The organism is Streptococcus sp. SM3 (assembly GCF_027497875.1).
Map to the genome: position 1 here is coordinate 1 of NZ_JAJNSA010000078.1, position 11,604 is coordinate 11,604.

Genomic DNA, 11,604 nt, shown 5'->3' on the forward strand with positions numbered 1-11,604 from the left:
CACCTTGATTAATGACGGAAAAGAAATGACCAAAACGGCAGGTACTGGGAATCTCCGGCAAGCGATTGCGGGCGTCTATGGCTTGGCGTCTGCCAAGAAGATGGTAGCCATTGAAAATCGCGACCTAGATTTTGAAGTGACGGGCTTTGTGTCTTTGCCTGAATTGACTCGTGCCAATCGCAATTATATCAGTCTCTTTATCAACGGCCGTTACATCAAAAATTTCTTGCTCAATCGGGCTATTTTAGACGGCTACGGTAGTAAACTCATGGTGGGTCGCTTCCCACTTGCGATCATTCATATCCAGATTGATCCTTACTTAGCGGATGTCAATGTTCACCCGACCAAGCAAGAAGTGCGCATTTCTAAAGAACGAGAATTGATGGCCTTGATTTCCCAAGCCATTGCGAATGCTCTGAAAGAGCAGGACCTAATTCCGGATGCTCTAGAAAATCTAGCCAAGTCGACCATTCGCCGAACAGAAAAGCCAGTACAGACAACCTTGCCTTTAAAAGAAAACCGCCTTTATTATGACCGAGAAAGTCAAGATTTCAAACTTCGACCAGAGGTGGCAGATCCTCAACTTCCTCTAACAGATGAAGCTACTGCTGATTCGATAAGCCAAGAAAATCCAGTAGAAAAACCGACAAGCGCGATCAAGTTTGCGGAAAGAAAGGCTGCGGTATACGATGAACTGGATCACCCAGAGTTGGATCTGGCTAGTCTAGACAAGGCCTATGACAAGTTGGAAGGGGAAGAACATTCGACCTTTCCAGAGTTGGAATATTTTGGACAGATGCATGGGACCTATCTCTTTGCTCAAGGCAATGGAGGCCTCTACATCATTGACCAGCACGCGGCCCAAGAGCGGGTCAAATACGAAGAATACCGGGAGAGCATCGGGGATGTGGACGGTAGTCAGCAACAACTGCTGGTGCCTTATATCTTTGAGTTCCCTGCAGATGATCTGATTCGCCTGCAACAGCGCAAGCACCTCCTAGAAGAAGTGGGAGTCTATCTAGAAGAGTACGGAGCTAACCAGTTGATCTTGCGGGAGCATCCTATCTGGATGAAGGAAGAAGAGATTGAGTCGGGTATCTATGAGATGTGTGATATGCTCCTCTTGACCAAGGAGGTGTCCATCAAGAAATACCGGGCGGAGTTGGCTATCATGATGTCCTGCAAACGCTCCATCAAGGCCAATCACACCCTGGATGATTACTCCGCACGGGATCTCATCTATCAACTGTCCCAATGTGACAATCCTTATAACTGCCCCCACGGCCGTCCCGTCTTGGTCAACTTCACCAAGTCGGACATGGAAAAGATGTTCCGACGCATTCAGGAAAATCACACAAGCTTGCGGGAGTTGGGCAAGTATTAAATAAAGAATAAAGGAATCTTATGTACGAATACATTAAAGGAATCTTAACGAAAATCACCGCCAAATACATCGTGGTGGAAACAGCTGGAATCGGCTATCTCTTACATGTGGCCAATCCCTATGCTTACTCTGGTAAAATGAATCAAGAGGTGCAAGTCTATCTCCATCAAGTAGTCCGGGAAGACGCTCACCTGCTCTATGGCTTTGCGACTGAAGAAGAAAAACAGCTCTTTCTGAGCTTGATCTCGGTCTCTGGAATTGGCCCAGTCTCAGCTCTGGCCATCATTGCTGCGGATGACAATGCAGGCCTTGTCCAAGCCATCGAAAGCAAGAACATCACCTACTTGACCAAGTTTCCGAAGATCGGCAAGAAAACAGCCCAACAGATGGTCTTGGATCTAGAAGGTAAGATCAATCTTGATCTAGAAGATGCACCGGCTCAGTCCAATGCCAAAATTTCAGAAGAAAACCGAGCTCTTGAAGAAGCTATGGAAGCCATGTTGGCTTTGGGCTACAAGGCAACGGAACTTAAGAAAATCAAGAAATTCTTTGAAGGAACGACGGATACTGCTGAGAACTATATCAAGTCTGCCCTTAAGATGTTGGTGAAATAATGAGCATTGCTCGAATTAAACTAGTTGAAGCAAGAAGCAGTAACAACCATATCAAGATAATGTTTAAGAATGGGAAGATTAAGACGATACGGATACACTGTAAAGTTTTTCCTTTATTTTGTAAAAATTGTCAACAGAGTCAGACAGAATTATTTTTGCATAATGGATCTCGCTATGGTCAAGTTGGCTCAATTCCTTGTGAATTTTGTGGTGTGAGTATTGCCGTAGTGGATAATGACAATATAGTAGATAGTATAAAGGTGAATGATGAATCTTGTTCTTTCGAAAAACTCTATCTGTTAAGTGCAGACTACATTGAATGGTTTCAAGAATGGTATGGAATAACATTGGCTCCCGAAAGCTTTTTTGAAGGTTGGACTGATTGGATAACTGTAGACCAACTTCGAGAACAGATTGAAACATTAACTGGTATAGAAACAGATGGTCAAGCAAGGTATCAAACAGATGAAAAATTTAACCCTCTGCCACCAGATATTAATCGTTGGATTAATCTATTGGATAAGTCTACTGTTCCCTTGCCTGACTACGTTTCAAAGATAGGAGAATAAGATGCCAAAACGCTGTGGTTGGGTTAAAATGAATAACCCTCTCTATGTAGCTTACCATGATGAGGAATGGGGACGGCCCCTCCATGATGACCAAGCGCTTTTTGAGTTGCTCTGTATGGAGACTTATCAGGCCGGTCTATCTTGGGAGACGGTACTCAATAAACGCCAGGCTTTCCGAGAGTCTTTTCATGGTTACCATCTTCAACGCGTCGCAGAGATGACCGACTCTGACCTGGAAACTTTGTTAGACAATCCAGCCATCATCCGCAATCGTGCAAAGATTTTTGCGACACGGGCCAATGCTCAAGCCATTCTACAAGTCCAGGAGGAATTTGGATCGTTTGATGCTTATCTTTGGTCTTTTGTCGATGGGAAAACCATCGTCAATGATGTTTCAGATTACAGTCAAGCACCAGCTAAGACGACTTTATCTGAGAAATTATCCAAGGATCTCAAAAAACGTGGTTTTAAGTTCACCGGACCAGTCGCAGTTTTATCCTACCTACAAGCAGCAGGCCTGGTCAATGATCATGAGAATGCTTGTGAATGGAAAAACGGTGATTAGTGAGTATAGCTAACTAGAGTATCTGAGAATATAGAAAAAAAGCTGAGAAATTCTTCCCAGCTTTATTTGTTATAGTCAAAGCGAATGACTTGCTCCGTTGCATCTACATGGGCGTGGACTCCGAAGGGGACAATTGCTCTTGGAGTTGCATGTCCGACATTCAGATTATAGACAATCGGGATATTGCTATCAATGATATCCAATAGTGCTTCTTTATAGTCGTCATAGAAAGTTTCATCCATAGGTTTTCCGACTAATAGTCCACTGATGACCTCGAATATACCCGTGTCCTTCAAAGTCCGCAACATCTTTTTAAAGTCGTCAGGTTCAGGCTTTTCTTGGCTTGTTTCTAGCAAGAGGATCTTTCCTTCCCAGTCTGACAAGTCGGGGAAAAGTTTGTATTTTTGGCAGAGATCCGTGCTATCTGCGTGTAGAGAGTTGTCAAAAATATCATAGAGAGACTCAAGACAACCACCGAGGATTTCTCCCTCAAACTGAGCATTGCCTTGTAACAAGTCAAAACCTGTATTTGCATGGCTGACACGAGGTGTTCCCAGAGCCTTGGGACTATAATCAGTCCGTTCCTCATACCAAACGTTACTAGGGCGAATTTCTGAGATTTTTCCAGTCTCAATCAATTCTTTAAAGTAGTGGCGGCTATATGGCAGCATTTCTTTGTCTAACTCACAAATGTCTGCAAAGAAGGATTGCCCATAAAAAGTCTTGATTCCTAGTTTATGCAACATGAGATGGTTCATGGTCGTATCCGAGAAGCCAAGAAAAATCTTTTGTTTGATAACCTTTTGTAGTTGGTCATTTTCAAAAAGATAAGGTAGCAAGCGATAGGTATCGTTTCCACCGATGGCGCATAATATCATGTCGATACTATCATCAGAAAATGCCTGAATCAAATCCTCCGCACGAGCTTCGGGATGTTCTTTGATAAAATCTAAGCCTTTTAGCGAATGAGGTAAAAAGATAGGATTGAGTCCGAGGTCCTTGAGACGTTGAATACCCAAGTCCACTTCGTGCTTGACAAAGTCTTCACCCATAGTCCCACTAGATAAACTTATAATACCAATAGTAGAAGCCATATATTATCCTCCTAGAAAAAATTGATGCTATTGTATCACAAAAGATGAGGGGAAACAACAAGAATTTGAGTCAGAAGAAGGCTTTTAGATCAAGAAAGTAGTAAAAAAGCAACCACTCGATATGGTTGCTCAGAATATAGATAAGCTCTATCAACAATAGAAAATAGCCCTTTAGAAGTTGATTGCCACATAGTTAAAACTCTTAGGAATGCTGATGTGATGAGATTTCTAAGATTTTTTACTTTATACTCTAAAAGAAAAAGATTGAAGAAAGTTATCCAAAATGGACTTTATCTTCAATCTGTTTTTTAAATAATTTAGGAAATTGTGTTAAAATGAAATGAAAATTACGAATAGTATAAGTGGGAGGCACCATGAAGGCGGAAATTATTGCAGTTGGAACAGAAATTTTAACAGGACAAATTGTGAACACCAATGCGCAATTCTTGTCTGAAAAATTGGCTAGTTTGGGAATTGATGTCTATTATCATGTGGCGGTAGGAGACAATGAAGGTCGTCTCTTCTCGACCATTGAGACTGCTTCAAAACGCAGCGATTTGGTGATTTTGTGCGGTGGACTTGGTCCGACAGAGGATGATTTGACCAAGCAAACCCTTGCTAAGTTTTTAGGGAAGGAACTGGTTTTCGATCCGACAGCGCTTGCCAAACTCGACACCTTCTTTGCGAGTCGCCCTGATTATGTCCGGACGCCCAATAATGAGCGACAAGCACAAATGATCGCCGGTTCAATCCCCCTTCAAAACCGTACAGGTCTCGCGGTTGGAGGGTTGATCACGGTTGATGGTGTGACCTATGTTGTTCTACCTGGACCTCCAAGTGAATTAAAGCCAATGGTCAATGAACAATTGGTACCTCATTTGACAACAGGGGAGCAGCTCTTTTCAAGAGTCTTGCGCTTCTTTGGGATTGGGGAAAGCCAGCTGGTTACGATCCTAGCCAATATCATTGAAGAGCAGAGTGATCCGACAGTGGCTCCTTATGCTAAAACAGGAGAAGTGACCTTGCGTCTGTCTACAAAGGCGAAAGATCAGGCAGAAGCGGATGCTAAGCTCGATGTCTTAGAAAAGGAAATCTTATCACGCCACACCCTGGATCATCAACCCTTGCAAGAGTTGTTTTACGGTTATGGAGATGACAATTCGATGGCCAAGGTTGCCTTTGATCTTTTGAAACAGACTGGTAAGACTATTACAGCTGCAGAAAGCCTGACAGCTGGACTCTTCCAAGCGACTCTGGCAGATTTTTCGGGTGCTTCCAGCATCTTCGCAGGCGGTTTTGTCACCTATAGCCTAGAAGAAAAAAGCAAGATGTTGTCTATTCCAGCTCAAGAGTTGGAGCAACATGGAGTAGTGTCTCATTTTACAGCTCAAGCCATGGCTTCACAGGCCCGTAAGTTAACAGGATCCGATTATGGTGTTAGCCTGACCGGAGTTGCGGGACCAGATAGTCTGGAAGGGCATCCAGCAGGGACAGTCTTTATCGGACTTGCAACTCCAAATGGAGTGGATAGTGTCCAAGTCAATATCGCCGGACGTAGCCGAGCTGATGTCCGCGAAATTGCAGTTCTGCATGCCTTTAATTTGGTGCGCTTGGCTGTATTAAATAGTGAAAATTTGGTATAATGAAGTTTGTGCCAAATGAAGAATGATTCTAAAAATGGATAGGAAATGAGCCTTTCAAATGACGGTAATCGTTGGTGAGTTGCATACATTTCCTGTATAGTAAAAAATAGGAGAAAAGAATGGCGAAAAAACAGAAAAAATTAGATGATATCTCTAAGAAATTTGGAGATGAGCGTGAAAAAGCGCTCAATGATGCCCTGAAGTTGATCGAAAAGGATTTTGGTAAAGGATCCATCATGCGTTTGGGCGAACGCGCGGAACAAAAAGTACAAGTGATGAGCTCTGGTTCATTGGCTCTTGATATTGCCTTGGGTGCTGGTGGGTATCCAAAAGGTCGGATCATCGAAATCTATGGTCCAGAATCTTCTGGTAAAACAACCGTTGCCCTCCATGCAGTAGCCCAAGCACAGAAAGAAGGGGGCATTGCTGCTTTCATCGATGCCGAGCACGCCTTGGATCCATCTTATGCGGCAGCTCTCGGGGTCAATATCGACGAACTTCTCTTGTCTCAACCAGACTCAGGGGAACAAGGACTTGAAATTGCTGGTAAATTGATCGACTCTGGTGCGGTTGATTTGGTGGTTGTCGACTCTGTTGCGGCCTTGGTACCACGTGCGGAAATCGATGGAGATATCGGGGATAGCCACGTTGGTTTGCAAGCGCGGATGATGAGCCAAGCGATGCGTAAACTCGGAGCTTCGATCAATAAGACCAAGACCATTGCCATCTTTATCAACCAATTGCGTGAAAAAGTTGGGGTCATGTTTGGGAACCCTGAAACCACACCTGGTGGTCGTGCCCTGAAATTCTACGCTTCTGTCCGTCTAGATGTTCGTGGAAATACTCAAATCAAGGGGACTGGGGACCAAAAAGATACCAACGTTGGTAAGGAAACCAAGATCAAGGTTGTGAAGAACAAGGTAGCTCCACCGTTCAAAGAAGCCATGGTCGAAATCATGTACGGGGAAGGAATTTCACGTACAGGTGAATTGGTGAAGATTGCAACAGATTTGGATATCATCCAAAAAGCGGGTGCGTGGTACTCCTATAATGGCGAAAAAATTGGTCAAGGATCTGAAAATGCTAAGAAATTCTTGGCTGACCACCCAGAAATTTTTGACGAAATTGACCACAAGGTTCGGGTTCATTTTGGTTTGATCGAAGAAGACGAAGCAGTGAAAACCCTTGATAAAACTGAAGAAGCAGCTCCTGTCGTAGAAGAAGTAACTCTAGATTTAGATGACGCGATTGAAATTGAAGATTAATTTTTTTCAAAATAGGTCGCTAGACTGATGGTTTTTGTGTTATAATTTAATACGATAGTATTATCGTGTAGCGAAAGGAGTGCATGCATGATTAAAATTTATACAGTGTCAAGTTGCACCAGCTGTAAAAAAGCAAAGACTTGGCTCAACGCTCACCAGCTAACTTATAAAGAACAAAACCTCGGTAAGGAAGGGATCACCAAAGAAGAATTGTTGGATATCCTTACAAAGACTGAAAATGGAGTGGCAAGTATTGTCTCTTCAAAAAATCGATACGCTAAAAATCTAGGAGTGGACATCGAAGACTTGAGTGTCAATGAAGTCATTGACATCATCATGGAAACACCTCGTATTCTTAAAAGTCCGATCTTGGTAGATGACAAACGTCTCCAAGTGGGCTACAAAGAAGACGATATTCGTGCCTTCTTGCCACGATCAGTTCGAAATGTAGAAAATGCAGAAGCGCGGATGCGTGCAGCTCTTTAAAGCGATTGAAAATCAGAAACAATTTGTTTCTGATTTTTTTCTTTTTAAAAATCGGAATGAAAAGCAGTTTACTGCGCCATTTTACGAAATCTATGATACAATATTTTAGAAAACAATAACTAGTAAGGAATGGAAAATGAAAAGGAAAATCTTCTTATTGGGTGCACTTGCCTTGTGTTTGACTGGATGCGGTCAAAAAAAACAAGCGAAAACGCCAAATTCAAGTGAACAAAAGGCAATCCAAGCAAAAGCAGAGCAACTGCAAAAGGATAATAAGAGTATCCTGCAAAAAGCTGAAGAAAATAAAGTCATCACTAGAACCTTTGTCTTTCCAAAAGATGACAAGGGGACACAACAGACGCAAATCGTCACCTATGTGGGGAATACCTTTAAAAAGTTGGAGACCATCAATGTGACGGCAACCGATGAGGAGTTGAAAAAAGGGATCCAACAGGTTGGAGTCGAGGAAGCACAAAAGCAATTGAGAGAATCCTTTAACAAGGACGATGCATTTAAGGAAGCTTTGACAGTGCCAGGTTTCACAGCTGATTTGACCTTGGAAAATGAGAATGAATACAAGGTAACCATCACCTATGATTTTGAAGCAATGGATGTGAAGAAGGCTGAAGGCATGACCTACTTCAAAAACAATCACTTACCAGAGTTGTTGAAGCTGACACCGAGTCAATTTGCGGATAATCTTATCAATGCTGGAGCGAGTGAGCAAAAATAAAAAAACAGTTTAGCTAAAATAGCTCAAAAATGCTTGAAAAAGCCGTAAAATCAAGGGCTTGGCCGTTGTGGAAAACTCTTGATTATGGTATAATAGTAATATTCTAAGGAAAGAGGGTGTTCTTGTGGGATTTACAGATGAAACAGTACGTTTTAATCTTGATGATTCAAATCGTAAGGAAATTAGCGAGACCTTGAAAGATGTTTACTTGTCACTGGATGAAAAAGGCTACAATCCAATTAATCAAATCGTAGGATACGTACTCAGTGGTGATCCTGCCTATGTACCTCGTTATAATAATGCACGGAACCAAATTCGTAAATATGAACGTGACGAGATCGTGGAAGAATTGGTACGTTATTATTTGAAAGGGCAAGGAATAGACCTCTAATGAGAATTATGGGATTGGATGTCGGTTCAAAGACCGTCGGGGTTGCTGTGAGTGATCCTCTCGGTTTTACAGCTCAGGGTCTTGAAATCATTCAAATTGATGAGGACAAAAAAGAATTTGGCTTAGAACGATTAGCTGAATTAGTAGCTCAATACAAGGTAGACCGTTTTGTTGTGGGTTTGCCGAAAAACATGAACAACACAAGCGGACCGCGTGTGGAAGCCAGTCAGGCTTATGGCGCAATGATTGCTGAAAAGTTTGGGTTGCCAGTCGACTACCAAGACGAACGGTTGACAACAGTTGCCGCAGAGCGGATGTTGATTGAGCAAGCAGACGTTAGCCGTAGCAAACGCAAAAAAGTTATTGATAAGTTAGCGGCGCAGCTCATTTTACAAAATTATTTAGATCGTAATTTTTAGAAAGAAAACGAGGAAGAATAGTATGGCACATGATCATAACCACGACCATGAAGAACGTGAATTAATCACATTGGTGGATGAACAAGGAAATGAAACCTTGTTTGAAATTCTTTTGACCATCGATGGCAAAGAAGAGTTTGGAAAGAACTATGTCCTTTTGATCCCTGCAAATGCAGAAGAAGATGAAAATGGCGAAGTTGAAATTCAAGCTTATTCATTTACAGAAAACGAAGACGGAACAGAGGGCGACCTTCAACCAATCCCAGAAGACTCAGATGCAGAATGGGATATGATCGAAGAAGTCTTCAACAGCTTTATGGAGGAGTAAAAATGTTCAGTGAACATTTTTACCCTTGCGCTAAAAATAAAGACCGCAAGTAAGTCCGGGGGACATTTTTACCCTTGCGCTAGAAATGAAGACCGCAAGTAAGTCCAGTGGACGTTTTTAGCTCTGCTTCAAGAAACAAGAAAAAGCAGGAAGTCCGATGGACCTGCTGTAAAATGAGAACGAAACAATTACAAAAGAAAGGAGCGCAAACGTCAGAAGAGGTTTTGTCGCTTTTTTCTTTTAGGAGGAAGATGTGAATAAGATTGAGCAATGGATGAATAGTCGGATCGGTCTAAATTTTCGATCGGGACTGGATCGTATGGAGCAGGCAGTGAGCCTTTTAGGGAGGCCGGATAAGGCTTATCCGATCCTTCATGTGACAGGAACCAATGGGAAGGGATCCACAATCGCCTTTTTGCGTCAATTATTGATGGCTCACGGAAAGAAGGTTGGAACCTTTACTTCTCCTCATATGATCAGTATCCATGATCGGATTTGTATTGGGGATCAGCCGATTTCAGATGAAGATTTTACTCGGATTGGCCAAGAAGTCCAACAAATGGAGCAGACCTTGCTTCAAACCCAGGACCAACTCTCTTATTTTGAGATTATCTGCCTCATGGCCCTCTTGTATTTTAAGGAACAAGCAGTGGACGTGGTCTTGCTGGAAGTTGGTATCGGTGGGCTTCTGGATACGACCAACGTAGTGACGGGAGAGATTGCAGTGATCACTTCGGTTGGCCTGGATCACCAGGAAACGCTGGGAGGGACGATTGCGGAAATCGCCCAGCAAAAGGCAGGAATCTTTAAGAAGGGCAAGAAAGCTGTGGTGGGTCCCTTATCGGATGATGCTATAGCTGTTTGTCAAGAAAAAGCGGAGCAATTGGCTGTGGGTCTCCACGCCTTCCAGAAAGATTTTGGCATAGAGCAGGATCGCTTTTGGAATGAAAGTGTGGATATTGTCTTGCCGTCTCTGGGCTTGAAGGGTGATTACCAACGGGAAAATGCTGCAGTAGCTCTGGAGGCCTTTCTCCTCTATATGGAAAGCCTAGATGAAGAAGTGGATATGGAGCAGGTCAAGCACGCCTTGCAAGAGACGCGGTGGCCGGGCCGTCTAGAGTTGTTTGGCGACCAGGTGTATCTGGATGGCGCCCATAATCCTCATGCTATGTTGCGCTTGATCGAGTTTGCCAATAGCTTAGCAGGAAAGCGCGTGAAGATTTTATTTGGGGCCCTCAAGCGAAAAGATTATAGAGGGATGCTCCAAACGCTTCAAGCGGGATTGCCGGAAGCTGAATTGATTTTGACGACCTTTCATTACGGTGAAGTGGTGGCACAAGGCGACCGACAAGACCTGCCCTATGTAGCGGACTACAAGGCCTATATCAAAGAATTTATGGATCAGAGTCGTCCAGATGAAGTCTTATTTGTGACAGGATCCTTGTATTTTATTGCGGAAGTAAGGGCATTTTTATTAGAGGGGTAAACAATTGACCTAAAGACTTTCTTGGCGTATACTGGTGGTAGATGGTATACGGTTATGGCGAAAGGAGTCGATCTTAATGAAAAAAATCATGTCTATACTGACCTTGGCAGTAGCCCTTTTCCTGACTGCTTGTAGCCAGCAAGAAAAAGCGACACAGACTTCGAGCAAACAGATGTCTACTTCATCACAGACTGTGACTTCAGCGAGTGAAGAACAGAAAGAAGGAGTGTCCATAGATGGAAGCTATCGAGGACAGGACGAGGAAAATACGATCCTCTTAGTTGTGACGGGTCAAAAAGGCACGTTTACGGTGCAAGATGCTGATGGAGAAGAAGAGACCAAAGAGGTCAGCATTGATCCGGTCAATCAATCCATGCGTATCGGGGATGAGCCTTATCGCTATCGGATCGAAGGAGATCAGTTGTCGCTAGAAGACCTAGAGCAAGCAGAGGATGATCAAGGGATTATCGTTTTGACCAAGCAATAAGGGACGAAACAAGAGAGAGTGGGACAGAAATCGGTAATTCGTTAGAATTCGATTTCGTCGTCCCACCTCCGCACAGTTGAGTAGGGCTGTAAAAGCTGATGAAATCAGCGTAGTAGAGCCCACTCAACCACTGCGTCTTG

The 11,604-nt window shown here is 43.2% G+C and carries 14 protein-coding genes; 13 read left to right on the top strand and 1 reads right to left on the bottom strand.

Annotation, left to right across the window (positions count from 1 at the left end):
• The 4 genes from mutL to PAN06_RS10425 all read left to right on the top strand — a co-directional run.
• A partial coding sequence (gene mutL, locus PAN06_RS10410; RefSeq protein WP_269796251.1) for a DNA mismatch repair endonuclease MutL occupies positions 1–1,384 on the top strand: 1,384 nt, incomplete at its 5' end.
• A 20-nt stretch (positions 1,385–1,404) separates the two neighbouring features.
• Positions 1,405–1,998, top strand: a complete 594-nt coding sequence (gene ruvA, locus PAN06_RS10415) for a Holliday junction branch migration protein RuvA (protein WP_269796252.1) — start codon at positions 1,405–1,407, stop codon at positions 1,996–1,998.
• Entirely contained in the window at positions 1,998–2,567 is a 570-nt protein-coding gene (locus tag PAN06_RS10420) for a hypothetical protein (protein WP_269796253.1), read from the top strand. Before ruvA ends, PAN06_RS10420 begins: the two co-directional genes overlap by 1 nt.
• 1 nt (position 2,568) lies before the next feature.
• The gene (locus PAN06_RS10425; protein WP_269796254.1) at positions 2,569–3,132 is read left to right on the top strand and encodes a DNA-3-methyladenine glycosylase I; all 564 of its coding nucleotides are present in this window, start codon (positions 2,569–2,571) and stop codon (positions 3,130–3,132) included.
• A gap of 62 nt (positions 3,133–3,194) precedes the next feature.
• On the opposite strand, the gene PAN06_RS10430 is transcribed toward PAN06_RS10425, so the two are convergent.
• Positions 3,195–4,226: a S66 peptidase family protein gene (locus tag PAN06_RS10430; RefSeq protein WP_269796255.1), complete on the bottom strand. Its 1,032-nt coding sequence runs from the start codon at positions 4,224–4,226 to the stop codon at positions 3,195–3,197.
• A gap of 374 nt (positions 4,227–4,600) precedes the next feature.
• On the opposite strand from PAN06_RS10430, the gene PAN06_RS10435 reads away from it, so the two are divergent.
• From PAN06_RS10435 to PAN06_RS10475, 9 genes are all read left to right on the top strand, one after another.
• Positions 4,601–5,869 (top strand): competence/damage-inducible protein A, encoded by a 1,269-nt coding sequence (locus PAN06_RS10435; RefSeq protein WP_269796256.1) that lies wholly within the window; start codon positions 4,601–4,603, stop codon positions 5,867–5,869.
• A gap of 119 nt (positions 5,870–5,988) precedes the next feature.
• On the top strand, positions 5,989–7,134 hold the full coding sequence (gene recA, locus PAN06_RS10440; protein WP_003002082.1) for a recombinase RecA: 1,146 nt from the start codon (positions 5,989–5,991) through the stop codon (positions 7,132–7,134).
• 87 nt (positions 7,135–7,221) lie between these two features.
• Complete coding sequence (spx, locus tag PAN06_RS10445) at positions 7,222–7,620, top strand: transcriptional regulator Spx (protein WP_003009108.1); 399 nt, start codon at positions 7,222–7,224, stop codon at positions 7,618–7,620.
• A 136-nt stretch (positions 7,621–7,756) separates the two neighbouring features.
• Positions 7,757–8,353, top strand: a complete 597-nt coding sequence (locus tag PAN06_RS10450; RefSeq protein ID WP_031576799.1) for an SP0191 family lipoprotein — start codon at positions 7,757–7,759, stop codon at positions 8,351–8,353.
• A 124-nt stretch (positions 8,354–8,477) separates the two neighbouring features.
• Positions 8,478–8,744 (top strand): IreB family regulatory phosphoprotein, encoded by a 267-nt coding sequence (locus PAN06_RS10455; protein WP_003002070.1) that lies wholly within the window; start codon positions 8,478–8,480, stop codon positions 8,742–8,744.
• Entirely contained in the window at positions 8,744–9,163 is a 420-nt protein-coding gene (ruvX, locus tag PAN06_RS10460) for a Holliday junction resolvase RuvX (RefSeq protein ID WP_049472111.1), read from the top strand. Before PAN06_RS10455 ends, ruvX begins: the two co-directional genes overlap by 1 nt.
• A gap of 22 nt (positions 9,164–9,185) precedes the next feature.
• The gene (locus tag PAN06_RS10465; RefSeq protein WP_003001941.1) at positions 9,186–9,491 is read left to right on the top strand and encodes a DUF1292 domain-containing protein; all 306 of its coding nucleotides are present in this window, start codon (positions 9,186–9,188) and stop codon (positions 9,489–9,491) included.
• A 253-nt stretch (positions 9,492–9,744) separates the two neighbouring features.
• Positions 9,745–10,977, top strand: coding sequence for a folylpolyglutamate synthase/dihydrofolate synthase family protein (locus PAN06_RS10470; protein ID WP_269796257.1), 1,233 nt, complete (start codon positions 9,745–9,747; stop codon positions 10,975–10,977).
• 76 nt (positions 10,978–11,053) lie between these two features.
• The gene (locus tag PAN06_RS10475) at positions 11,054–11,464 is read left to right on the top strand and encodes an SP_0198 family lipoprotein (RefSeq protein WP_269796258.1); all 411 of its coding nucleotides are present in this window, start codon (positions 11,054–11,056) and stop codon (positions 11,462–11,464) included.
• The last annotated feature ends 140 nt before the right edge of the window (positions 11,465–11,604 follow it).